This is a genomic window from Iodobacter sp. CM08 (assembly GCF_033446605.1).
Taxonomy (GTDB): Bacteria; Pseudomonadota; Gammaproteobacteria; order Burkholderiales; family Chitinibacteraceae; genus Iodobacter.
In genome coordinates, this window is record NZ_JAWQUO010000006.1 from 76,825 (window position 1) to 100,964 (window position 24,140).

A 24,140-nucleotide genomic window follows, 5' to 3' on the forward strand; every position below is an offset into this window, starting at 1 on the left:
GATGGATAAATCATACGCAATGAGCAACACCACAATAAGCACTTTTTTACAGCAAGATAAACGCTGGCAAGTCGGCTTATTTATAAGCGGTGGTCTACTGCTTGCTGGTCTGCTGCTGTATATATTGATTCGAACACTAGGCTGGTTTGAACCCAGCTATTCCCTTGTTTTTTACACCCAAAGTGCTGAATCGCTGCTTGTTGGCATGCCAATCCGTCTGTCTGGACTTCCTATCGGCAATGTCACCGAAATCACGCTAGAAGAAGACGCACATGTGCAGGTAAAAATAAAAATAAAAACTGAATATCAACGCTGGATTAAACCAGACTCAAATGCCGCCCTGATGGCCGAAGGGCTGTTTGGTGATCATTTTATTCAAATAACGGCCAGCAAAAAAACCACCCCGCCCTTGAGCGACGGCGCAATGATTACTTTTATTCCCGCAAGCAACATGAGCGATTTTGTTCCTCAATTAAAAGAGCGGCTATTCCCTTTATTGGAAGAGATGCAAAGTCTGGCAACACATTTAAAATCGCCCGACGGGCAACTGAACCACACGCTAAGCGAAGCGCAGCAACTGATGCATGAATTACGCAGCACGCGTCAGCAAATCGATAAGCTACTGATTGCCAGCACAGGGCTAGCAGAGAAAAAACTGCCCGCCAGCCTAGCCCACCTCAACACCACGCTGATCGAATTTAAAAACCTTGCACAAAGTGCCGATACACAGCTCTTTGCTAGCACACAAAAACTGCAAACCACCCTAAGCAAATTTGAACAAACCGGCGAACATGCAAATGCCAGCCTGCAAGAGATGCGCTTATTACTCCAAGAAACCAGGCCAAGCTTACACAAGCTATTACAAGACTCCGACCTTCTGATTCGTAATGGCAATACCACCATTAGCAATATGCACGAGCACTGGCCATTTAGCGGCGAGAGCAAACCCGCCTCCATGCCTGAAACACTACCCCCATAGTGCCAATTTTGAATAAACACAGCCGGTTTCCCCTCGCCTGCCAAGCAAAAAACAGCAAAATATCAGCCATATTCACAAGCGAACTGACAAAACGTCCGCCAGCCGCTACAATTTACGGCTTCGTAAAGTCCGCCTAAGCGCTTAAGCATGCATGTTTTCAGAAGCGTTTCCGACGCGCATCTTCCCCCTACTGCAATTACCATCGGTAATTTTGATGGTTTGCACGCGGGCCACGAAGCAATGTTGTCCGAATTAAAATCGGTTGCCCGTCAGCACGGGCTAAAAACCTGCGTGCTCACTTTTGAGCCGCACCCGCGTGAGTTTTTTACGCCAGATGCGGCCCCCGCTCGCCTCACCAGCCTGCGCGAGAAGCTAGAGCTATTAAAAAGCCACCATATTGACTATGTGATAGTGCAGCGTTTTAACCGTGCATTTTCATCCTTAAGTGCGCTGGATTTTAGAGATCAAATCCTCGCAAAAGGTTTAAATGCTCGGCATGTGATTGTGGGCGACGATTTTTGTTTTGGCGCCAAACGCGCGGGTGATTTTGCCCTACTACAAGCCAGCCCAGATTTTAGCGCCTGTAGCTTGGCCACCGTTGCCGATCAAGGCACGCGTATTTCTTCTACCGCCGTGCGCAATGCGCTGGCAGCGGGAAATATGGATTTAGCCGCTGGCTATTTGGGCCGCCCCTATTCCATTGCGGGCCGCGTAGTGGATGGCGATAAAATTGGCCGCACCTTGGGCTTTCCAACCGCCAACATTCAAATCAAACACAATCGCCCGCCTTTGTTTGGCATTTTTGTGGTTGAAGTGCATGGGCTAGAAAAGCCCTATCAAGGCGTGGCAAGCCTAGGCTTTAGGCCAACCATTCATGGTGGCGATGCCTACCCAAAATTAGAAGCGCATTTATTTGATTTTAAACGCGAGATTTATCGCCAACATCTACGTGTAGACTTCCTGCATAAATTGCGCGATGAAGAAAAATATATCGATTTGCCCACCCTAGTGAAACAAATCGAAAAAGACTGCCAAAATGCCCGCGACTGGTTTGCTGATCATCACGAGGCTGGGCTGAAAAATCTAAAAGTTCTGTAGACACAGAGAAAAAATGAGACCACAGAGCAGACTGAGAACATCTTGAAACGGGAAGTTTCTCTCCTGACTGCTGTGAACTAAGTGATCCCCAAGCCTACAGACCTTTTTAAAAGCACTTAACTAAATACCATTGAGAGATAAACATGTCAGACAAACCAGCCAATAAATACCCAGTTAACTTACTTGATACGCCATTTCCTATGCGTGGCGACTTGGCCAAGCGCGAACCGGGCTTTTTAAAAGACTGGCAAGACAACAAGCTATACCAAGCGATTCGGGCCAAAGCCAAAGAGCAAAACCGCCCTAAATTTATTTTGCACGATGGCCCACCTTACGCTAACGGCGACATTCATATTGGCCATGCGGTTAATAAAGTTTTAAAAGACATCATTATCAAAGCCAAGACTTTAGACGGTTTTGACGCGCCTTATGTGCCTGGCTGGGATTGTCACGGCTTGCCGATTGAGCATCAGATCGAAAAAATCGTTAAATTTGATAAGCAAGCGCTGGCGGCCAATCCTGATATCTTTGCGCGCGTGCAAGACTACCGCAAAGCCAATGGACTAGATCCAAAAGAAACCCGCCTGCCCGCAGCGTTTACCCGCGAGCTGTGCCGTGAATACGCCGCCACCCAGATTGAGCGCCAAAAGGCTGACTTTATCCGCTTGGGTGTACTAGGTGATTGGAACAACCCCTATTTGACTATGGATTTTAAAACCGAGGCCGATATCGTTCGCACCTTGGGTAAAGTCCACGCTAATGGCTACCTGCTGCGCGGCCAAAAGCCGGTGCATTGGTGCGTAGACTGTGCATCCGCACTGGCCGAAGCAGAAGTGGAATACGAAGATAAAATCTCACCAGCGATCGACGTTGGCTTTCGCGTTATCGACAGCGCGGCCCTATCCAAGGCATTCGGTGGTGTAAGCATTGGCGACACGCCTGCTTTTGCACTGATCTGGACCACCACACCTTGGACGCTACCTGCCAACCAAGCCGTATCGGTCCACCCAGATTTTATTTACGATCTGATCGCTACGCCAAAAGGCCTGCTGATCTTAGCGCGTGATTTAGCCGAGACGACCATCAAGCGCTACGACATCGAAACCACCGAAGTGATCGCGCAAGCCAAAGGCTCGGCACTTGAATTTTTACAATTACAACACCCATTCCTTGACCGTGTTGTGCCAATTATCTGCGGCGACCATGTCACCACCGAAGCAGGGACTGGCCTTGTGCATACCGCCCCTGCCCATGGCTTAGAAGACTACGTAATTGGCACCAAATACAAGCTAGCCACCGACAATCCTGTTGGCAATGATGGCCGTTTTTATAGCAATATCGAGCTACTGGGTGGCAAAAGCGTTTGGGAAGCCAACCCAATGGTGCTGGCTATTTTAGAGGAACGCGGCGCGCTGTTTGCTAGCAAAAAACTAGAACACAGCTACCCGCATTGCTGGCGTCATAAAACCCCAATTATTTTCCGCGCCACCAGCCAATGGTTTATTGGCATGGAAACCGCAGGCAATAACGGCCAAACGCTGCGCGCCCAAGCCAATACCGCAGTGGACTCCACCGAGTTCTTCCCTGCTTGGGGCCGCGCGCGCTTAGAATCCATGATTAAAAATCGCCCAGACTGGTGCGTATCGCGCCAGCGTAACTGGGGCGTGCCGATGACTTTCTTTGTACACAAAGAAACGGGCGAGCTACACCCCAACTCCGGCGAACTGCTTGAAATCGTGGCCAAGCGTATTGAGCAGGAAGGCATTGAAGCCTGGTTTAAGCTCGACGCTGAAGAGTTACTTGGCAAGGATGCGGTTTACTACGACAAGCTCAAAGACACCCTTGATGTATGGTTTGACTCTGGCTCGACCCATTACGCGGTACTAAAACAAAGGGAAGAGCTGACTTGGCCTGCTGATTTGTACTTGGAAGGCTCAGACCAACACCGTGGCTGGTTCCAATCATCCTTGCTCACAGGCTGCGCTACCGAAGGTCGTGCACCTTACAAGCAATTGCTAACCCACGGCTTTGTGGTGGATGGCAAGGGCATGAAGATGTCTAAGTCCAAAGGTAATGTGATTGCGCCGCAAACGGTGATTAATCAGCTGGGTGCAGATATGCTGCGCCTATGGGCGGCTTCCACCGATTACTCGGGTGAGCTGACCATTTCTGACGAGATTTTGAAGCGTACCGCCGATTCTTATCGCCGTATCCGTAATACGCTGCGCTTCTTACTGGCCAATATTTCTGACTTTGATGCAAGCCATGTCTTACCCGCAGACGAGCTATTGCAGCTGGATCGCTATGCCTTGGTTGAGCTGGCTGCATTCCAGCAAAAAATCACCGCGCTTTACGATAAGTACGAGTTCCACCTGGCCGTGCAAGAAATCCATGCGTATTGCTCAGAAGGCTTAGGCTCTTTCTACTTAGACATTATCAAAGATCGGCTCTACACCATGGCTGCGGATAGCCAAGGCCGCCGCTCAGCACAAACTGCGCTGTGGCATATCAGCCAAGCTTTGGTACGCTTGCTTGCGCCGATTCTCTCCTTTACTGCGCATGAAGCATGGAGCGCGCTCAAAAACGAAGAAAGCGTATTTCTTAGCACATGGCACGCAATCCCAAGCGTGCAGGATGCCGCCACGCTGGAAGCCCGCTTTGTACTGGTGCGTGAAGTTCGCGCTGCAGCGCAAAAAGAAATTGAGCTGCAACGCGCCGATGGCAAGCTAGGCTCTAGCCTGCAAGCCGAAGTAGACATCACCGCCGGTGGCGAAACATTTACCGCCCTTGCCGCCTTGGGCGACGAGCTAAAATTTGTGCTAATCACCTCCCAAGCCCGCCTTCACACAGGGGACACCACAGAAATCAGCGTAAGCGCTTCTGCCGAGGCTAAGTGTGAGCGTTGCTGGCACTACACTGCCAGCGTAGGCACGCACAGCGATCATCCAACGCTATGCAGCCGTTGCAATAGCAATCTGCACTCCACAGGCGAGGCGCGTACTCATGCTTAACCGTGGCCTAGCGCGCTGGCTAGGGTTGGCACTTTTGGTGCTAGTCCTAGATCAAGCGAGCAAGCATGCGATTGAGGCGATGTTCCAATTTGGTGAACAGCTTGCCTTAATCCCTGGCTTTTTTAACCTCACGCTGGCCTACAACCCTGGCGCAGCGTTTAGCTTTTTAGCCGACGCGGGTGGCTGGCAGCGCTATTTCTTTACGGCGCTGGCGCTGGGTGTATCGGTGTTTATTGTATTTTTGCTCAAAAAACACCAAGCAGAAACACGCTACGCGCTGGCGCTGGCGCTGATTTTGGGTGGCGCGCTGGGCAATGCCATTGATCGTATGCTGTTAGGTCATGTGATCGACTTTATTCAGATCCATTACCAGCAGCGCTGGTACTACCCAGCCTTTAATATTGCGGACTCCGCTATTTGCATAGGAGCCGTCCTTATGGTAATTGATTCTTTCCGGCGCGAAGCTAAATCGGAGAATGTGGCATGAAGATGCAAATTGTTTTAGCAACGCCCCGCGGCTTTTGTGCGGGTGTTGACCGTGCCATTGCGATTGTTGAAAAAGCACTCGAAAAATTTGGCGCGCCAATTTATGTGCGCCATGAAGTGGTACACAATAAATTTGTGATCGAAGATCTCAAACTAAAAGGGGCCATTTTTGTTGAAGACTTGGCCGATGTACCTGCGGGCAATACGCTGATTTTCTCTGCTCACGGCGTATCCCAAGCCGTACGTGCCGAGGCCAGCGAGCGCGGCTTAACTATTTTTGACGCCACTTGCCCTCTGGTCACCAAAGTTCACCTAGAAGTAAAACGCCTGCGCGAACAAGGCTTCGAGATCATTATGATCGGCCATAAAGGCCACCCAGAAGTAGAAGGCACCATGGGCCAAGCCCAAGGTGGCATGTATTTGGTAGAAGAAACCAGCGACGTAGCTACCCTGCAAGTTGCAAGCGACAAGCTAGCTTACGTAACCCAAACCACGCTGTCGGTGGATGATGCACAAGTGGTGATTGAAGCCCTTCGGGCCCGCTTCCCTAATATTGTTGGCCCTAAGAAAGACGATATCTGCTACGCCACGCAAAATCGCCAAGACGCCGTGAAACACCTCGCTAAAGAAGTGGATGTGGTAGTGGTGGTAGGCTCGCCAAACAGCTCTAACTCTAACCGCCTGCGTGAAGTAGCCGCCAACCTAGGTATTGATTCCTACATGGTGGATAACGCCAGCGAGTTAAAAGCCGAGTGGTTTATTGGCAAGGCAAACGTCGGCGTAACGGCGGGCGCTTCTGCACCTGATATTTTGGTACAGCAAGTCATTGCCCAAGTAGAAAAATTTGGTGCAGGCTCGATACGCCAAATGGATGGCATTGAAGAAAATGTGATTTTCTCGCTACCTAAGGGCTTAGTGTAAGCGTTTATGTAAACGCCACCCTAGCGGGCCGTTTAAGCCAAACGGCCCGCTGATTCAGCTTTAAGCCACCGTACCAAGCCCTCCTTTCGGCCAACTCAGCTTATGACTTCTCCCCGCAGCAACTGCTTTCATTGTGGCGAGCCACTTTTGGCATCTGACCACTTCCCCGTTATGTATAAGCAAGTAGAGCAAGCCACCTGCTGCGCAGGCTGCCAAGCCGTGGCCACGACTATTATTCAAAGCGGCTTAGAGAGCTATTACACCCAGCGGGATCGTCCAGCAGACCGAGCCCAGCCCCTGCCAGATGAAATCCTTGCTCAGCTCAGCCTCTATGACGACAGCAGCCTGCAAGCCAGCTTTGTACTGAATATCGATAGTGATATTCGTGAAGCCGCCCTCATTCTGGAAGGCATTAGCTGCGCGGCCTGCATTTGGCTAAATGAGCGCCATATTCGCCAGCTACCCGGCGTATTATCCGCCAGCATCAATTACAGCACTCACCGCGCCCGCGTGCGCTGGGATGAGCGCGCAATTCAGCTTTCTACTATCTTGCAAGCGATTGCCGCCATTGGTTATCGCGCCCAGCCTTATGATCAAGCCAAGCAAGAGGCGGGTTGGCAAAAACAACGTAAAAGCGCCTTATTGCGCTTATGGATAGCTGGCTTATCCATGATGCAAGTCATGATGTTTTCTGTGCCTATTTATATGTCCAAGGCTGGCGAAATCGCCCCAGAGTGGCTGCATCTTATGAACTGGGCCAGCCTGATCCTTACTTTGCCGGTAGTGCTGTATTCCGCCGTGCCTTTTTATGTTTCTAGCTGGCGAGATTTAAAGCGCCGTCGCACCGGCATGGACTTACCCGTTGCCATTGGGGTGCTCGCCGCCTTTATTGCTAGCTGCTACACACTACTTACTGGGCATGGGGAGGTTTACTTTGACTCAGTATCCATGTTTGTATTTTTGCTGCTGGCTGGGCGCTATCTAGAAATGGCGGCGCGGCGTAAAGCAGGCGCAGCCACAGAGCAACTGGTCAAACTCATCCCCTCCTTTGCACACAAAATGGACGGGCAAGGGACAATAGAAGTCACCGTGAGCAGCCTAAATGTAGGGGACAAAATTCTCGTTAAATCAGGCGAAACAATCCCCGTAGACGGCATTGTTCGCCAAGGCGAAGGCGCTGTTAGCGAGGCATTACTGACCGGCGAAAGCCTTGCCATTCCAAAGACACCCAGCATGCACGTTACGGGGGGCACACTTAATTTAGCCGCGCCACTGCATATCGAAATCAGCCAGATTGGTGAAAACACCCGTCTAGCCGCCATTGTGCGTTTGCTCGATCAAGCACTGGCGCAAAAACCCCGCCTCGCTCTACTTGCCGAACAGGTGTCTGGCTGGTTTATTGCCGCACTTTTAATCACCGCCGCTTTGGCATGGCTGTACTGGCATCAACACGACCCGATCCACGCACTGCCGATTATGGTATCGGTGCTGGTTATTTCCTGCCCCTGTGCGCTCGCCCTTGCCACCCCTGTGGCCCTTACCGCAGCCACAGGGCATTTAGCCCAGCTAGGACTCATGATAAGCAACAGCCCAGCACTAGAAACGCTGGCAAAAATCACCGATGTGATGCTAGATAAAACCGGCACCCTCACCCATGGCGAACCGCGCATTCAGCAATATATCGCTAGTCACAAAAATGAAGATGAAGCCCGTCAAATTGCCGCTTCATTAGAAGCCAGCTCCGCCCACCCCCTAGCCCGCGCTTTTACTTTGCCAGATGCCCCCTTGGCTCAAGAGATTCAAACCTACCCAGGCGGCGGCTTAAGTGGAATGGTGGATGGCCAGCTGTATTACATTGGCCATCCTAATTTTGTAAACAGGCAATGCAGCATGCTGATGCCCGAATCCATCCGTAGTGCAGAAGGCAGCTTAATTGCATTAGCAAGCAAAACAGAATGGCTAGGTGCTTTTATTGTGGCGGACACTTTGCGCTCTGACGCAGCCGCATCTATAGCCGCCTTGCAGGCTGCCGGCTTACGCCTGCACCTTGTATCGGGCGATAGCAACGCTACCGTACAAGCTTTAGCTTTAAGCATGCATATTGAAAACGCTGTCGGCAGAGCAACGCCTGGGGATAAGCTGGCTTACATCAATACACTGCAACAACAGGGCCGCCGAGTATTAATGCTGGGAGATGGCGTCAACGATGCGCCCGTTTTAGCGCAAGCCGATGTCTCTATGGCAATGGGGGCGGGGGTCGATGTAGCTCATGCCGCAGGCGATATGGTGCTGCTCAATAATCAGCTGGATCGGCTCCCCAAAGCGCTGGCCCTAGCCAAAAAAACCCGTAGCATTATTCGTCAAAATTTAGTGTGGGCCATTGTTTATAATTTAGCCGCATTGCCATTAGCCGTCTGCGGCCTGATTACCCCATGGATTGCCAGCTTAGGCATGGCATGCAGCTCACTGTTAGTGGTGCTCAATGCCTTGCGGCTTAAAGGGAAAAACTAAATGGAAAGCCTTTATTTGCTAATTCCTCTTTCCGTCTTACTGGTTTTTCTAATTGGGATTATTTTTTGGTGGTCGCTTAAAGGAGGGCAATTTGATGATATGGAGGGGCCTGGCTGGCAGATTTTGCAAGATGATGACAGCCTGCTCGTAGAGAAAAGTTCCGCAGACGAAAGAAAAAACAAGGAATTTAAGTCTGACGGGGTGTAAAATGCCGCGATCTGATGAAAGGCATTGATGTTCGTCAATAAGACCGCCGACTGAAGCAGCTAAAGTTCAGTTAGCATAATTACATAAGAAATATTCACAACCAGCAAAAAACCAGTCTTTTCCTTACAACTGGTTAAATGCAGACAGGTTGTACATTTTTCAAGTCAAAAATTCAAAGTCCAAGCTGTTGGAGATCAATCGGAGCTCGCATGGAACACCAAGGTACATACAACTATAAAGTGGTGCGGCAATTTGCCATCATGACAGTCATTTGGGGGATTGTTGGGATGCTGGTTGGCGTGATCATCGCTGCCCAGATGTACTGGCCAGAACTTAATTTTGGCCCTTACTTTCATTTTGGCCGCTTACGACCACTACACACTAACGCAGTTATTTTTGCGTTTGGTGGTAGCGGTTTATTTGCAACATCCTATTACGTGGTTCAGCGCACCTGTAATGTGCGTTTGATCTCCGACAAGCTGGCAGCCTTCCATTTTTGGGGCTGGCAACTGGTGATTGTGCTGGCCGCCATCACTCTGCCTATGGGTTACACCCGTGGCAAAGAATACGCCGAGCTAGAATGGCCAATCACTTGGCTGATCGCCGTGATTTGGGTGGCTTACGCGATCGTATTCTTTGGCACGATTGCTAAGCGCAAAGTGAAGCATATCTACGTTGCCAACTGGTTTTATGGTGCGTTTATTCTTGCTGTAGCGCTGCTGCACATCGTTAACGGCTTGGCGATTCCTGTGTCTGCCACCAAGTCATACTCGGTTTACTCCGGCGCTGTCGATGCGATGGTGCAATGGTGGTACGGGCATAATGCGGTGGGCTTCTTCTTAACCGCTGGCTTCTTAGGCATGATGTACTATTTTGTGCCAAAGCAAGCGGGACGTCCGGTTTACTCCTATCGTCTGTCCGTGGTGCACTTTTGGGCGCTATCGTTCACTTATATGTGGGCTGGCCCGCACCATTTGCATTACACCGCGCTGCCAGATTGGACTCAATCTTTGGGTATGGTGTTTTCCTTGATTCTGCTGGCTCCAAGCTGGGGCGGCATGATTAACGGGATTATGACGCTATCAGGTGCATGGCATAAGCTGCGTACCGATCCAATCCTGAAATTCCTCGTTACTGCATTGTCGTTCTACGGCATGTCCACTTTTGAAGGCCCGATGATGGCCATCAAAACAGTGAACGCGCTATCGCATTACACAGACTGGACCATTGGTCACGTGCACTCCGGCGCTTTAGGCTGGGTGGCCATGATTACTATTGGCTCAATTTACTACCTGATCCCGCGCCTATTTAACAAAGAAGAAATGTATTCGGTGAAATTGATCGATACCCACTTCTGGATCGCGACGATTGGCGTGGTGCTTTACATCTCTTCCATGTGGATTGCCGGTGTAACGCAGGGCTTGATGTGGCGTGCAGTTAATACTGATGGCACTTTAACTTACGCCTTTATTGACTCAGTTAAAGCATCGTACCCGTATTACTTTATCCGCTTCTTGGGTGGTTTGTGCTTCTTGTCGGGCATGATATTGATGCTTTACAACGTACTGCGTACCGCTTTTTCTGGCCAAGCTGTCGATGCCAAAATTCCGGCCATTGCTCAACACGCCTGATCAAGAGGAGATAAATCATGAAAAACTTTATGAACCAACTGCAAGCAAAGGTCGAGCAAAACGTCGCCTACTTAATCATTCTGACGTTACTGACCTTAAGCATTGCCATGCTGGTAGAAATTTTACCGCTGATGTTTAGCAACTCCACCACCAAGCCTATCGAAGGGGTAAAACCTTACACCGCCCTAGCCTTGGCTGGACGCGATATTTTTGTGCGCGAAGGTTGCTATAACTGCCACTCACAAATGATTCGCCCTTTCCGTGCAGAAACAGAGCGCTATGGCCATTACTCGGTAGCGGGTGAATCCGTTTACGATCGTCCATTTCAGTGGGGCTCCAAACGCACAGGGCCAGATTTAGCCCGTGTGGGTGCGCGTTACTCTGACGAATGGCATCGTGCTCACTTAATGAATCCGCGCGATGTTGTGCCAGAGTCAAATATGCCTGCTTTTGCCTTCTTAGCGGCAAACAAGGTGGACTCTGCCGCTCTGCCAGCCAAAATGACAGCCTTGCGTAAACTTGGCGATCCATACTCTGACGCTGATATCAAAGGCTCTGTAGCCGCGACTGAAGGCAAAACAGAGATGGAAGCTGTGATTTTCTACCTACAAGGCTTGGGTCTTGCGCTCAAGAACAAGAGGTAATTCATCGTGGAAATCTTAAATAATCTACGCGTGCTCTCTACCGTAGTCAGTTTCATTTGTTTTGTGGGCATCATCATTTGGGCCTGCAGCAAAAACAGCAAAGCATCTTTTGATGAAGCGGCACAACAACCGTTCCTTGATGATGATCTGCCCTCATCAAACAAGACCTCCTGATTTCTAGAGGATATAAAAAATGACAGATTTTCAAAGTATCTTTTGGAATTATTGGATCGCGATCATTGTGATCGGCGGTATTGTGGCAATGACTTTGCTTTTAATGAGCCAAGGTGTTGTTAAGCTCAAAAAAGGTGAAAATGCCGATGTAACTGGCCATAAATGGGATGGAGATTTAGAAGAATTCAACAATCCGTTGCCGGGCTGGTGGGTCATGATGTTTTATATGACCATCGTTTTTGGCGTGGTCTATCTGGTGCTCTACCCTGGCATTTGGGGCGGCGCATGGAAATGGACATCGACCAACCAATATGGCAAAGAAGTGGTGCAAGCCAATTCTAAATACCAAGGGCTATACGATAAGTATTCCAAAATGCCGATTGCGGCTGTTGCACAGAATCAAGAAGCCAGAGACATGGGTAAACGCCTATTTCTGACTTACTGCATTCAGTGTCACGGTGCAGATGCACGCGGCGCTAAGGGTTTTCCAAACCTGACGGATGGCGATTGGTTATACGGTGGCACGCCTGACAACATCATGGAATCCATTGCAAATGGCCGTCATGGGCAAATGCCTGCTTGGGGTGCTGTATTTGGTGAGGAAAAAGTAAAAGACGTCGCCAACTATGTATTACAAATTGCTGGTAAGCCACGCAATGAACTACGTGCAAGCCGTGGTGCAGAAACATTCAAGCAAACATGTGTAGCCTGTCATGGTGCCGACGGCAAGGGCAATCAAGCCTTAGGCGCGCCAAATCTAACAGACAATACTTGGCTATATGGCGGCTCTGAAGCCACGATCATTGAAACGATTACCAATGGTCGCAGCAATGTGATGCCAGCATGGAAAGAGTTCTTAGGCGATGCCAAAGTGCATTTATTGGCTGGCTATGTTTATGGCCTTTCCAATAATCAGAAAGTAAAGTAGGAAAGCATAGGGGGTGGGCTGGGGTTTCCCCCGCACTTTATGTTTTAAACGGGCGGGTTTATCCCGCCCGTTTTTCCTTGATCGAAATGCTTTGTGTTGCCACTAACGCAAAACATTTTGCCTGGAGCAGGTAAAGAAATGAGTAAAAAATTAAGAGATATTCCCGTCACAGTCATCAAAGACGATGGCGAATACGAAGAAATCCACCTCTATAGCAAACATAAAAAAATCTACCCGCGCTGGGTAAATGGCTTGTTTAACCGCTGGCGCATTCTGTTTGTGGTGATCACTCAGCTCTTCTTCTACGGCATGCCTTGGCTACAAATGAATGGCCGTCAAGCATTGCTCTTCAACATCACCGAACATACATTCTATATTTACGGCTTTGTTTTCTTGCCGCAAGATTTTATCTATCTTACTGCCCTACTACTTGCTAGTGCGATTGGGCTGTTTGCTTGGACCACTGCCGGAGGGCGGCTGTGGTGTGGTTATGCCTGTCCACAAACCGTCTATACCGAGATTTTTCTTTGGATAGAAAAATGGGTAGAAGGCGATCGCATGGCGCGCATCAAGCTGGATAACGCCCCCAGCAGCGCACGTAAAATACGCCTAAAAGCCATCAAACACAGTATATGGATCATCTTCTCGCTGTGGACAGGTTTTACCTTTGTGGGTTATTTCACGCCGATTCGCGCGCTCTGGACCGAAGTTACTCAGTTTGGCCTAGGCCCTTGGGAAACCTTCTGGGTGTTTTTCTATGGTTTTGCCACCTATGGCAATGCCGGTTGGATGCGTGAGCAGGTTTGTAAGTATATGTGCCCCTACGCCCGCTTTCAGAGCACCATGTTTGATGCGGACACGCTGATTATTTCTTATGATGCCGAGCGTGGAGATGCACGCGGTAGCCGTAAAAAAGGCAGCGATTACAAAGCGGCGGGCTTAGGCGATTGCATTGATTGCACGGTATGCGTGCAAGTTTGCCCCGTTGGCATCGATATCCGCGATGGCTTGCAATACGAGTGCATTGGTTGCGCCGCCTGTATTGATGCCTGTGATGAAATCATGGATAAAATGGAATATCCACGCGGGCTAATTCGTTACACCACAGAAAACGCGCTGGAGCATAAATACCCTGAGCGAGACATCATCAAAAAAATCACCCGCCCCCGTGTGATGATGTATGTCTTACTGCTGTTTATTATTATGGGCATTACCGTAAGCTCTTTAGTCATGCGTAAACCCATCAAAGTCAATATTTCTAGAGACCGTGTTGCCATGGTGAGGGAAGCAGATGATGGCTGGCTAGAAAACAGTTATCGCTTACAGATTCAAAATACCGATGAAAAAGCACATAGCTACACGATTATAGCGACAGGGATCGCCAATTCACGAACCATTGTGGAAGGCTCAGGTCAGATCTTTGTAGAGGCCACGGCCAGCCAAGATATTGGTGTTCGTGTGCAAGTTGAACCAAATCTTGCTGGGGCTGGCGGACATGAAATCCACTTTATTATTACCGCCACAGATAACCCAACCATCACCAGTACAGAAAAAGCTAGTTTTATAGGACGCTAAAGATGCAAAACGAAACCACAGAACCTTGGTACAAGCACCGATTTGTATGGCTGCTGATTTTATTCCCCACCGTTGCCGTTGTCGGTGGGATTAATTTGTTTTTTCAAGCCGTTCAAAGCGACGATGGCTTGGTCAGCGATGATTATTATAAGGAAGGCCAAGAAATAAACAGCCAGCTCGATCGCGACATCAAAGCCACAAACTTAGGCCTAAGTGGGCAATTAATGCTGGGTGAAGACGGTAAGTCCATCCGTATTCAGCTGAATAAGGCGATTGCTGGTGACTTGGTACTCAAGCTGATGCACCCTACCCGTGCGGGTCAAGACCAAACCATTATTTTACATAAGCAAGCCCCACAATTTTATGTTGGCAAGCTAAGCAACGCTCTGACTCAGCCGCGCTGGCAAGTAGAATTAGCCGACACCAGCAAGCAATGGCGTTTAAAAGCAGAATGGAGCATCAGTGATGCCGAAGCCCTGCAGCTCAAGCCCACAACATAACTAGAGAGGTGCTGCTTGCCCTAGCAAAATCAAACAGAGCGCAGCAAGCAACGCCATCAGATGATTTATCATAAAAAAAGCCTACTGCTTACATAAAGCAGTGGGCTTTTTTATTGCAGCTCGCCTTGCCGTCGCCAGATAGAGACAAACGTAAGCCATAAACTAGGGTGGGTCAGCGCAATTGTCATACAATCCATGATTACCCTCGCCCACAATGCAGATCTATGCGCGAATATATACTGCAAGCCCAATGGCATGAAATTATGGTGGTTGGCGTATTTTTTTTTGCCGCACTGTATTTTGGCTTTGGCACGCTCAATCTACTGCTTAGCCAAAAATGGCTGCCTGCCATTCTTTATGGTCATATACTCGACCCTCGGCCTTTAATGCCCGCGCAAAAGCGTAAAGAAATAACGCTTTCTATACTCACCATTTTTTTATTTGGCACCGGCATGGTCTTCCCTTGGGGCCTGCTGCAATTGGGCTGGGCACGGCTGGCCATTAACGCCTCGCCCATCCAGCTTGGCATCGAAATGTTTGCCTTGATTATCTGGAATGAAATCCATTTTTATATAAACCACCGCTTACTTCACACGCCTTGGCTAAAGCGCTTTCACCTGCCCCATCACCGCTCCATCATCACCACACCTTGGTCAACCTATAGCTTTCACCCCGTCGAAGCCATTATGCTGGGCAATGTGATTATGCTGCCGATGCTGGTGCATGATTTCTCCATTTACTCGCTGGCTGCTGTGCCGGTATTCAGCATTGTTTTTAATAATATTGGCCATTCCAATTACGATTTTTTACCCGATGCCGATCACGATCGCTGGTGGCTTAATGGCGCGCGCCGCCACCATTTGCATCACGCCTGTTATCAAGGTAATTACGGTTTTATGTTCCCCTTTATGGATCGTTTACTTGGCACAGCGCTGCCTGCAGATGCGGCAAAACATAAAATTGAACGTAGCCGTCATGCTTTATAAGCAGCAAGATTGGCAAAGCTTGCTTTATCTAGGCATGCAGCCGCTATTAATGTTTTATTTGTGGCAAACGGGGCTCACCTCAACCATCAATAAACTGCTGTTTTGCCTGCTGCTTTTTCTTACGCTTGGCATTAGTGTTATTCACCATAATCACTGCCATTTACATATCTGGCGGAATAAGCAGCTCAATAGAATCACAGATATTTGGATTACCCTGCTGCAAGGTCACCCTAGCTTTGTGTTTTATCCGGCGCATATTGCCAATCACCATCGCTATCATCATGGCCCCAAAGATGAGGCGAGAACCTACCGCTTTGGTAGCGATAGCAATAATCTGCTTGGCTATGTATTACACCCACTACAAGCGGCATGGGTGCTTTACCCACTTTTTATAACTTGGTTAATACGCATAAAACATAAAAAAACCAACGTTTTTTATTACTACCTGCGTCAATATTTAGTGCTTGGCCTCGCTTGGATCATTTTGGCGACGATTGATTACCACAAATTTTTAACTTTCATTTTGCTGCCGCAATTACACGGCTTGCACTGGCTATTAGCCACCAATTACTTACAACATGCCCACGCCAATGGCCATTCACGCATCAACTTTGCCCGCAATTTTGAGGGCTGGGTCAATCCACTGCTGTTTAATATTGGCCTACATACAGCGCATCATCACCATCCCAGAGCGCACTGGTCTGAACTTAGCAGCTTACATCCACGCTACCGCCAGCAAGTTGATCCACGTTTAAATGCGGGCCCGCTACTGGCGTATATGTTTCGTACTTATTTTTTGAGCTTATTCCGCCCCCGCTGGCGCAGCCAAAGCCTGATGCAACACCATAAGGATGCATAATGCCGATTCAGTTTGAACACGTTTATCTATCCGCTGCGGGCCTCTATTTGCCTGGGCCTGCGATTGGCAATGAAGAAATGGATGCCTTTATTGCGCCCATAAATAAAATCTCCAAGCGCATAAAAGCCAGAATACTCGCCGAAAACGGCATCAAGACCCGCCATTACGCCATTGATGCCGAAGGAAAAACACGGCAAAACCACGCACAAATCGCAGCTGCAGCGGTGCATCACTGCTTAGACTTAGCCCAAAGCTCTCTGGATAAAGTGTCTTTACTGGCCGTTGGCTCTTCAGGGGGCGACGCGCTAATGCCAGGCTTTGCCAATATGATTCAAGGCGAGCTGGGCGCACCGCCCATGCAAACCGTTTCTTGCCAAGGCGTGTGCGCGGCGGGGGTCAGCGCCATCGAATTTGCTGCCCAAGCCATTGAGCTAGGCGCGCACCAGCAGGCCTTAGCCGTGGCTGCTGAAATGCCATCTCGAATGTTTAAGCAAAGCCGCTTTGCCCCACGCGGCTATCAAAGCGATTTTGACGCGCATTTTTTGCGCTGGATGTTATCCGATGGCGCAGGGGCCATGCTGCTCAGCCGCCAGCCAAAGGCAGGCCTCAATATCAAGCTTAAATGGATACACCAAAAGAGTTTCTCAGGGGATTACCCCGTGTGTATGCAACTGGGGCTAACGGAAGATCGCAGCCAATCTTTTTTAGACTTCGCCTCATCTGGCGAAGCAGAAGCCGCGGGCGCATTATCGCTGCGACAAGATATCCGCATGCTGCCGCATTTATTTGATATCTGTATTCATGAATACGTGAAGCTGGTAGACGAAGGTTGGATTAGCTCGAACCAGATTGATCACTTTCTTTGCCATTACTCATCAGCCAAATTTATGCCGGTAGTAGAAGAGCTACTCGCCAAGGCGGGGCTCAGCATTCCGCCCGAGCGCTGGTACAGCAATCTAAGCCATCGTGGCAATACCGGTGCAGCCTCTATCTTTATTATGTTGGCTGATTTCTTAAAACAAAAAACCATCAAAGCGGGTGAAAAGATTTTTTGCTTCATCCCCGAATCAGGCCGTATTTCAGCAGCCTATATGCTGTTTGAGGTAGAAGACGGCAACGCCATGCAATCCGCCGCGCCGCGCACTCATCCTGTTCTCTTTGATCCGCAAATCCCCGCGCCGCATCAACCAAGCACCGCACCACTGGCCCTGCAGCCACTACTCACCCAGCTAGCCAGCCTGTGGCAAGACTATCGCTCGCAAGTCTGGCGCACGCCCGTGATCCAATCGCTTGTGAATGGCCGCTTTGACGAAACGGCTTACCAACGCTGGACAGCCGCATGGGTGCCGCAAGTCAGGGAAGGCAGCCTATGGATGCGCGAAGCGGCGGCCTCGCTCAATGGCGATCTAGCCGTCTTAGCCAGCTTAATCGACCTGCACGCCGATGATGAGCAAAACGATTTTCAGATCCTTTACCAAGATTACCAAGCTGCAGGCGGCCAGCTCGCCTTAGATGATTTACGCCGTAATCCAGGTGGCGAAGCGCTCAATAGCTATCTGCACGCCCTAGCCGCCACGCCCAATCCCATCGGCTTACTAGGCGCGATTTATATTATTGAAGGCACGGGCCAGCGCATCGTTCCCACCCTATTGCCCTTGCTGCGTAGCCAACTTACGCTGCCCGCACAAGCCTTTCGCTTTTTGGAATATCACGGTGCAAACGATGAACACCACCTTGCCCGCTGGCTAGGCGCAGTAGAAATCACCCTAGCCATAGACCCAAGCGCAGCGCCGGCCATCTTGGCCACGGCCAAACGCTGCGCCCAGCTGTATTTAATGCAATTTGAGCATATTGAATAAGAAGGGCATTTAAAAAAACTGTAGGCACCAATGAGAACACAGAACACAAAAACTATGTGTCCACGAAAAAAACATACATGCTTTTTTTAAATGGCATTATTTAAATCCATCACAGGATAATGGTAATGCGGTATTTATTCGTGTTTTTAGTGGCCTACGTCTTTATTGATCTTGCTGCGTAATATCTGTGAATAAAGTTAATTCCATCCACAATTAAACGGCCCCACCATGCCCAAAGATGATTTCTTGCACACAGCCCACGATCCACGTGACCCCAGCCCTTGGCTCGCGATGTATCTAGACCAAAGCACGCCCCTACCCGATCATGTAAAACAAGCATGGCTGAGCGATTTAGCCTCGCCTTCACGGCAGTTTTTACTGCCTTTTGTGCGGCCCATTGCCAAGCTTTCGATGATTTTAATTCAAATCCTCAAGCTACTTTTACCCAAGCGCTGGTCTGCCTCCAAAGCGCTGCACCGGCTCTTGGTTTGGGGTTTAAAAGGCTTTGTATCCCCTGAGGCCAATTGGCTCATCCTGCGTCATTTTCATTTAGGGGCGCAGATTATCGAGTTTGTAGAACGAAACGCGCCCGTCAGCGTGCCACTTTCCCCCCTCAAGCCCCTGACGATTGATGCGCTTGCCGATGAGCTTTTTCTTAAACACGATTTAAACCTGTTTAATTTTATTATCCGGCTAGGGCAAGCCTTAAGAGATGAAGACAAAAAGCTGACTGCAGTGGCTGAAGTTGATTTCAGCATGATTACCGAGCCGCCATTGGCATTAAGCGCGATGCCACAAACCAAGCTCAATTGGATCGACGTGCAAACTGCTATCGAGATCTTTACACCGGTTTACCAGTTATTTCTAACCGATAACGATTTTTGGCGTGCCGCAAATTCACTACAAATGGACGAAACCATGGGGGTGTATGTCGCCACCCTGCTCAACACACCACAACATCTACTCTTACTGAATAATAAACACCCACTGGTCCCGCTTTCCACCCTACACGCAGGGCATAGACTGGTATTACATGGGCTATCTACCGAGATGCTGCACTGCCTACTTAGCGAAATGAAGCGAACAAACGCAAGCAGTAACGCCCATTAAACCCATAACTGCATAATAATTTTATTTTGCCAATGTTTTAGACAAACGGCAGATTGTTGGTGTTAAAACAAAGCCAGCCCTGCAAGCATGCGGCATCGGCCTCTTTTAGCGCCGCACAAAACACACCGTCACAAACACAATGTGATTAAGTCTTTAAGCCAATGTTAAATAAGGAAGTTTAACTAAGAAAAATCATCTGTTAGTCTAGCGCACACGCTTTTTTCGGTTCTTCCTATGCCACGTATTATTCAAGATTTTGTGAAAAGAATCAGCAATCATTCTGTCAGTATTACGCCACAGTTTATTCATAGAAGCTGGCTTATCATCTTAATCCCTTCTTGTATTACGCTTACTGCCTATGGCGTTGCCGAGTTTGGCCCTAAAGAAAAGATCGCTATCAGTACCCGTACCGAAGCGATTGCCACCCCCATTTTACCAAGCAGCATCACAGCTAGCCCCATCTGGCATGAGGATGTGATTCGTGCGGGGGATACTTTATCGGCAGCACTTAACCGGCTAAACGTAGACGATGCTCAAGCCAGCCAATTCATTCGCAATGATCCGATTGCTAAGGCCTTATTTGAGCTACACCCCAGCCGTAGTTTACGGGCCAAGACAGATCGAGAAGGCAAGCTGCTAGAGCTATACTACTTAAATAATAAAAACCAAGAGCTAAGCATCAAACGTCAAGATACTGGGTTTATTGCCTCAATGAACGATGCAACAACCCAACTACACACCGTGGTTAAATCGGGCACTATTACCAGCTCGTTTTACGCCAGCACCGATCAACTGGATATTCCCGACGATATTACCAAGCAATTGATTGAGATTTTTTCTGGCCAGATCGACTTTCACCGTGGCTTAAAAGTCGGGGACCGCTTTAGCCTAGTGTACGAAAGCTTTACGCATGACGGCTTAGAAATCAAAACCGGCAAAATTCTTGCCGCAGAATTTAGCGACCAACACAAAACACTACAAGCCATGTGGTACACCCCACCAGGCAGTAAGGAAGGTGCTTATTACACGCCTGACGGCAAAAGCTTGAAGCAATCTTTCTTAAAAAACCCCGTAGAATTTTCAAGAATTAGCTCTGGCTTTCAGATGCGCTTTCATCCCGTGTTAAAATCATGGAAGCAGCATAAGGGTATCGACTTTGCCGCATCAACCGGCACCAAAATCATGTCAACGGCAGATGGAGTGATTAGCAAAATAACCCAAGACAATAGTGGCTATGGTAAGCATATTGAAATTAATCACGCAGGCAAATACAGCACCCTCTACGCACATATGTCCGCCTTCAGTCCTGGCCTAAAAACCGGCTCTAAAGTCAAACAAGGCGAAGTGATCGGGCTAGTTGGCGCCACAGGCCGTGTCACCGGCCCCCATTTGCATTACGAATTTAAAATTAATGGGCAGCAAGTGAATCCAGTTGCATTGCAGCTCCCCACCGCCCAGCCAATTGAAAGCCGCTACTTAGCGCACTTTCAACCAATCGCTGCGCAGACCAAAAACCAGTTAGCTTTCTTACAACGAATAGAACAGGCCCGCACTGAATGAGCCGTTTGATTATTGGATTAATGACCGGTACCAGTTTAGATGGCATTGATGCCGCACTGGTTGATTTTGCCAGTACGCCCCCTCAGCTCATTGCCGCCAAAGGCACCGTGCTGAGTGAGCCATTGCGCGCGCAGCTACTTGCGCTGCAATCCCCACAAGCCAATGAGCTGCACTTGGCCCAGCTTGCCGCCAATGCCCATGCCGATGCTTGCGCCAATGCGGTGCACAAGCTACTGGCCCAAACCGGCTATACGGCGGCAGATATCGAGGCGATTGGCAACCACGGGCAAACCATTCGGCATCGCCCCGAATGCAGCTACACCTTGCAAATCAGTAATAACGCCCGCTTAGCCGAGCAAACCGGCATCAGCGTGGTGGGCGACTTTCGCTCCAGAGACGTAGCGGCAGGCGGCCAGGGTGCGCCGCTTGTGCCCGCCTTTCATCAAGCGCTGTTTAGCAACCCCATGCAAAAACGCGCCCTCGTTAATATTGGCGGCATTGCCAATTCATCGCTGCTGATCGCAGGCCAGCCCACCACCGGCTTTGATACGGGCCCTGGCAATGTGCTAATGGATTTATGGATTGGCCAGCAGCAGGGCCAGCGCTACGATAAAGACGGCGCATGGGCGGCAACGGGGCAAATCTTGCCTGATTTATTAGCACAGTTTTTAAGCGATGCTTACTTTGCTTTGCCTGCCCCCAAAAGCACAGGCCGAGATTTATTCCACCAAGCTTGGTTAGACCATCATTTAGCACAACGTAGTGATGCCCCCGCCGATGTACAAGCCACGCTTTGTGCCTTAACGGCGCGCAGCATTGCCAATACGCTGCGGCAGCAAGCACTGGATGCGGTCTATATTTGCGGCGGTGGCGCGCACAATGTAACCCTGATGCAAATGTTAGCGCTAGAGCTGCCACAAACCCATGTGTGCAGCAGTGCCACGCTGGGGGTTGATCCAGATTGGATGGAAACCTATGCCTTTGCTTGGCTCGCAAAATGCTGCCTAGACCGAGTCCCCGCCAACCTACCACGGGTTACCGGCGCGCAAGGGCCACGCATCCTGGGTGCCATTTGGCCAGCATAGCGAACTAGGCCATTAGCAATCTTATGCAATACACGCAAATAGCCGTTCTAAATCAGCCGCTTCTCAGTTAGACTTGGCCCCGATTCCCTGCGGATAAGATTTTATGCACCAGACAAACCAGTTCGATCTACTCAAGACTCGTCGCTTCTTACCCTTATTTATTACGCAATCACTCGGGGCATTTAACGACAACCTATTTAAAAATGCCCTCTTGGTGATGATCACCTTTCACGGTCTATCTACCGCGGGGCTCAGTGCTGGCGCGCTGGTTAACGCTGCTGCAGGTATTTTTATCCTGCCGTTTTTCTTGTTTTCATCTTTTGCTGGGCAATTAGCTGAGAAATACGATAAAGCGCGCGTGGCTCAATGGGTAAAACTATTAGAAATTGCCATTATGCTAGCGGCAGGGATTGGCTTTTGGCAAAAAGACGCCGCCATTTTAATGAGCTGTCTCTTTATGATGGGCGTGCACTCTGCTTTATTTGGGCCATTAAAATACTCAATTTTACCGCAATACCTAAAAGATCAAGAATTACTTGGTGGCAATGGCCTAATTGAAATGGGCACTTTTGTCGCAATTTTATTAGGGCAAATTGCGGGCACAATGATTATTCAGCACCAGCCACATGGTGAGTCCCTGATTATTTGGGCCTGCTTGGGCGTTGCCATTTTGGGTTGGCTAAGCAGCCGTAGCATGCCAGCGGCCCCCGCCCCTGTTAAAGATTTAAAGATAAACTGGAATGTTTTTTCAGAGACATGGCACATTGTTAAGCATGTTAAACAAAACAAAACAGTATTTAATAGTTTATTGGGCATTTCATGGTTCTGGTTTTTTGGTGCGGTCTATTTAACCCAGCTCCCTAGCCTAGCAAAAGATGTACTGGGCGGTGATGCCGCAGTCTACACACTACTGGTTGCATTGTTTTCTGTGGGGGTTGGCCTTGGCTCCGTACTTTGTGAAAAACTATCCGGGCGGAAAATTGAATTAGGCCTCGTGCCATTTGGCTCTTTAGGTTTGTCGTTTTTTGGCATAGAGCTATTCTTTGCTATTGGCAATGCACCTAGCGGGCAATTTACACTTTCGCAATTCATTAGCGCAGCGCCACATTGGCGCATCATGGCCGACATTGGCTTGATGGGTGTATTTGGCGGTTTATTTATCGTTCCCCTCTATGCCTTAGTGCAAATGCGCACTGAAAAAGAATTCACCTCACGCGCCATTGCCGCAAATAACATTTTAAATTCGCTCTTTATGGTAGTCGCAGCAGGGATGAGCATCGCCATACTCAGCGCGGGTATTCCTATTCGAGGCCTACTATTAATGGTGGCTTTAATGAATATTGGCGTATCAATTTACATCTACACGCTTATTCCCGAATTTATGATGCGCTTTTTGGTGTGGATCATGACTCATACCCTCTACCGCGTAAACCATCAAGGTTTAGACAATATCCCAGATAAAGGGCCGTGCGTTTTAGTTTGCAACCACGTTAGTTTTATGGATGCAATGATTATTGCTGGCGCAATACGCCGGCCGGTGCGCTTTGTCATGGATCATCGTATTTTTAAAATACCGGTGCTTAATTTCATCTTTCGCACCGCAGGCACGATCCCCATTGCCCCGATGCGTGAAGACCCAAATATGAAGGGCCAAGCTTTTGATAAAGTGGCTCAATACTTAGATGAAGGTGAAATTATCTGTATTTTCCCTGAGGGGAAAATCACCCACACTGGCGAAATCAACACCTTTAAACCTGGCATTGATGAAATTATTAAACGCACCCCCGTACCAGTCATACCCATTGCGTTGCAAGGCCTATGGGGCAGCTTCTTTAGCCGCAAAGATGGCGCAGCAATGATGAAGATGCCGCGCAATATCTGGGCTAAAGTTGGCTTTATTGTAGGGGAGCCTGTTCCGGCAGCCCTTGCTACCCGCCAATACTTAGAGCAACAAGTCAGGGTATTACGTGCTGATTGGAAATAAAAAAACCAGCCCATTTAAAGCAATTCCTGATT

20 protein-coding genes are annotated in these 24,140 nt (G+C 49.1%); all 20 read left to right on the forward strand.

What is annotated here, in order from left to right; genetic code table 11:
* Positions 1-19 precede the first annotated feature (19 nt).
* Positions 20-979 carry an MlaD family protein gene (locus tag R6242_RS04750; protein ID WP_318424423.1) on the forward strand — a complete coding sequence of 320 codons (960 nt, stop codon included), beginning with the start codon at positions 20-22 and terminating at the stop codon, positions 977-979.
* 147 nt (positions 980-1,126) lie between these two features.
* Entirely contained in the window at positions 1,127-2,077 is a 951-nt protein-coding gene (locus R6242_RS04755; protein ID WP_318424426.1) for a bifunctional riboflavin kinase/FAD synthetase, read from the forward strand.
* 143 nt (positions 2,078-2,220) lie between these two features.
* Positions 2,221-5,088, forward strand: coding sequence for an isoleucine--tRNA ligase (gene ileS, locus R6242_RS04760; protein WP_318424428.1), 2,868 nt, complete (start codon positions 2,221-2,223; stop codon positions 5,086-5,088).
* Positions 5,081-5,575 (forward strand): signal peptidase II, encoded by a 495-nt coding sequence (lspA, locus tag R6242_RS04765; protein WP_318424433.1) that lies wholly within the window; start codon positions 5,081-5,083, stop codon positions 5,573-5,575. Before ileS ends, lspA begins: the two co-directional genes overlap by 8 nt.
* Positions 5,572-6,495: a 4-hydroxy-3-methylbut-2-enyl diphosphate reductase gene (ispH, locus tag R6242_RS04770; RefSeq protein WP_318424435.1), complete on the forward strand. Its 924-nt coding sequence runs from the start codon at positions 5,572-5,574 to the stop codon at positions 6,493-6,495. The genes lspA and ispH overlap by 4 nt, the downstream gene beginning before the upstream one ends.
* Before the next feature lie 102 nt (positions 6,496-6,597).
* Positions 6,598-9,006 carry a heavy metal translocating P-type ATPase gene (locus R6242_RS04775; protein ID WP_318424437.1) on the forward strand — a complete coding sequence of 803 codons (2,409 nt, stop codon included), beginning with the start codon at positions 6,598-6,600 and terminating at the stop codon, positions 9,004-9,006.
* Positions 9,007-9,213: a cbb3-type cytochrome oxidase assembly protein CcoS gene (gene ccoS / locus R6242_RS04780; RefSeq protein WP_318424441.1), complete on the forward strand. Its 207-nt coding sequence runs from the start codon at positions 9,007-9,009 to the stop codon at positions 9,211-9,213.
* A 209-nt stretch (positions 9,214-9,422) separates the two neighbouring features.
* Entirely contained in the window at positions 9,423-10,844 is a 1,422-nt protein-coding gene (gene ccoN / locus R6242_RS04785) for a cytochrome-c oxidase, cbb3-type subunit I (RefSeq protein WP_293931051.1), read from the forward strand.
* A 29-nt stretch (positions 10,845-10,873) separates the two neighbouring features.
* Positions 10,874-11,488: a cytochrome-c oxidase, cbb3-type subunit II gene (ccoO, locus tag R6242_RS04790; RefSeq protein ID WP_293931058.1), complete on the forward strand. Its 615-nt coding sequence runs from the start codon at positions 10,874-10,876 to the stop codon at positions 11,486-11,488.
* A 6-nt stretch (positions 11,489-11,494) separates the two neighbouring features.
* Positions 11,495-11,662, forward strand: coding sequence for a cbb3-type cytochrome c oxidase subunit 3 (locus R6242_RS04795; protein WP_318424445.1), 168 nt, complete (start codon positions 11,495-11,497; stop codon positions 11,660-11,662).
* A gap of 19 nt (positions 11,663-11,681) precedes the next feature.
* Complete coding sequence (gene ccoP, locus R6242_RS04800; RefSeq protein WP_293931053.1) at positions 11,682-12,590, forward strand: cytochrome-c oxidase, cbb3-type subunit III; 909 nt, start codon at positions 11,682-11,684, stop codon at positions 12,588-12,590.
* Between the two features lie 138 nt (positions 12,591-12,728).
* Positions 12,729-14,165, forward strand: a complete 1,437-nt coding sequence (gene ccoG, locus R6242_RS04805; RefSeq protein WP_318424447.1) for a cytochrome c oxidase accessory protein CcoG — start codon at positions 12,729-12,731, stop codon at positions 14,163-14,165.
* Positions 14,166-14,167: 2 nt separating this feature from the next.
* The gene (locus R6242_RS04810) at positions 14,168-14,665 is read left to right on the forward strand and encodes a FixH family protein (RefSeq protein WP_318424451.1); all 498 of its coding nucleotides are present in this window, start codon (positions 14,168-14,170) and stop codon (positions 14,663-14,665) included.
* 224 nt (positions 14,666-14,889) lie between these two features.
* Entirely contained in the window at positions 14,890-15,651 is a 762-nt protein-coding gene (locus R6242_RS04815) for a sterol desaturase family protein (protein WP_318424452.1), read from the forward strand.
* Positions 15,641-16,510: a fatty acid desaturase gene (locus tag R6242_RS04820; protein ID WP_318424454.1), complete on the forward strand. Its 870-nt coding sequence runs from the start codon at positions 15,641-15,643 to the stop codon at positions 16,508-16,510. Before R6242_RS04815 ends, R6242_RS04820 begins: the two co-directional genes overlap by 11 nt.
* The gene (locus R6242_RS04825; RefSeq protein ID WP_318424458.1) at positions 16,510-18,369 is read left to right on the forward strand and encodes an iron-containing redox enzyme family protein; all 1,860 of its coding nucleotides are present in this window, start codon (positions 16,510-16,512) and stop codon (positions 18,367-18,369) included. The genes R6242_RS04820 and R6242_RS04825 overlap by 1 nt, the downstream gene beginning before the upstream one ends.
* Before the next feature lie 228 nt (positions 18,370-18,597).
* Positions 18,598-19,479, forward strand: coding sequence for a DUF6999 family protein (locus R6242_RS04830; RefSeq protein WP_318424459.1), 882 nt, complete (start codon positions 18,598-18,600; stop codon positions 19,477-19,479).
* A gap of 234 nt (positions 19,480-19,713) precedes the next feature.
* On the forward strand, positions 19,714-21,039 hold the full coding sequence (locus tag R6242_RS04835; RefSeq protein ID WP_318424462.1) for a M23 family metallopeptidase: 1,326 nt from the start codon (positions 19,714-19,716) through the stop codon (positions 21,037-21,039).
* Positions 21,036-22,124 (forward strand): anhydro-N-acetylmuramic acid kinase, encoded by a 1,089-nt coding sequence (locus tag R6242_RS04840; protein WP_318424465.1) that lies wholly within the window; start codon positions 21,036-21,038, stop codon positions 22,122-22,124. Before R6242_RS04835 ends, R6242_RS04840 begins: the two co-directional genes overlap by 4 nt.
* 103 nt (positions 22,125-22,227) lie before the next feature.
* Positions 22,228-24,108, forward strand: coding sequence for an MFS transporter (locus tag R6242_RS04845; protein ID WP_318424468.1), 1,881 nt, complete (start codon positions 22,228-22,230; stop codon positions 24,106-24,108).
* Positions 24,109-24,140: the final 32 nt, after the last annotated feature.

Excerpts from the sequence above, each read along its gene's own strand:
- R6242_RS04750 (WP_318424423.1), top strand. The coding sequence starts at position 20 with ATGAGCAACACCACAATAAGCACTTTTTTACAGCAAGATAAACGCTGG.
- R6242_RS04755 (WP_318424426.1), top strand. The coding sequence starts at position 1,127 with ATGCATGTTTTCAGAAGCGTTTCCGACGCGCATCTTCCCCCTACTGCA.
- ileS (WP_318424428.1), top strand. The coding sequence starts at position 2,221 with ATGTCAGACAAACCAGCCAATAAATACCCAGTTAACTTACTTGATACG.
- lspA (WP_318424433.1), top strand. The coding sequence starts at position 5,081 with ATGCTTAACCGTGGCCTAGCGCGCTGGCTAGGGTTGGCACTTTTGGTG.
- ispH (WP_318424435.1), top strand. The coding sequence starts at position 5,572 with ATGAAGATGCAAATTGTTTTAGCAACGCCCCGCGGCTTTTGTGCGGGT.
- R6242_RS04775 (WP_318424437.1), top strand. The coding sequence starts at position 6,598 with ATGACTTCTCCCCGCAGCAACTGCTTTCATTGTGGCGAGCCACTTTTG.
- ccoS (WP_318424441.1), top strand. The coding sequence starts at position 9,007 with ATGGAAAGCCTTTATTTGCTAATTCCTCTTTCCGTCTTACTGGTTTTT.
- ccoN (WP_293931051.1), top strand. The coding sequence starts at position 9,423 with ATGGAACACCAAGGTACATACAACTATAAAGTGGTGCGGCAATTTGCC.
- ccoO (WP_293931058.1), top strand. The coding sequence starts at position 10,874 with ATGAACCAACTGCAAGCAAAGGTCGAGCAAAACGTCGCCTACTTAATC.
- ccoP (WP_293931053.1), top strand. The coding sequence starts at position 11,682 with ATGACAGATTTTCAAAGTATCTTTTGGAATTATTGGATCGCGATCATT.
- ccoG (WP_318424447.1), top strand. The coding sequence starts at position 12,729 with ATGAGTAAAAAATTAAGAGATATTCCCGTCACAGTCATCAAAGACGAT.
- R6242_RS04810 (WP_318424451.1), top strand. The coding sequence starts at position 14,168 with ATGCAAAACGAAACCACAGAACCTTGGTACAAGCACCGATTTGTATGG.
- R6242_RS04815 (WP_318424452.1), top strand. The coding sequence starts at position 14,890 with ATGCGCGAATATATACTGCAAGCCCAATGGCATGAAATTATGGTGGTT.
- R6242_RS04820 (WP_318424454.1), top strand. The coding sequence starts at position 15,641 with ATGCTTTATAAGCAGCAAGATTGGCAAAGCTTGCTTTATCTAGGCATG.
- R6242_RS04825 (WP_318424458.1), top strand. The coding sequence starts at position 16,510 with ATGCCGATTCAGTTTGAACACGTTTATCTATCCGCTGCGGGCCTCTAT.
- R6242_RS04830 (WP_318424459.1), top strand. The coding sequence starts at position 18,598 with ATGCCCAAAGATGATTTCTTGCACACAGCCCACGATCCACGTGACCCC.
- R6242_RS04835 (WP_318424462.1), top strand. The coding sequence starts at position 19,714 with ATGCCACGTATTATTCAAGATTTTGTGAAAAGAATCAGCAATCATTCT.
- R6242_RS04840 (WP_318424465.1), top strand. The coding sequence starts at position 21,036 with ATGAGCCGTTTGATTATTGGATTAATGACCGGTACCAGTTTAGATGGC.
- R6242_RS04845 (WP_318424468.1), top strand. The coding sequence starts at position 22,228 with ATGCACCAGACAAACCAGTTCGATCTACTCAAGACTCGTCGCTTCTTA.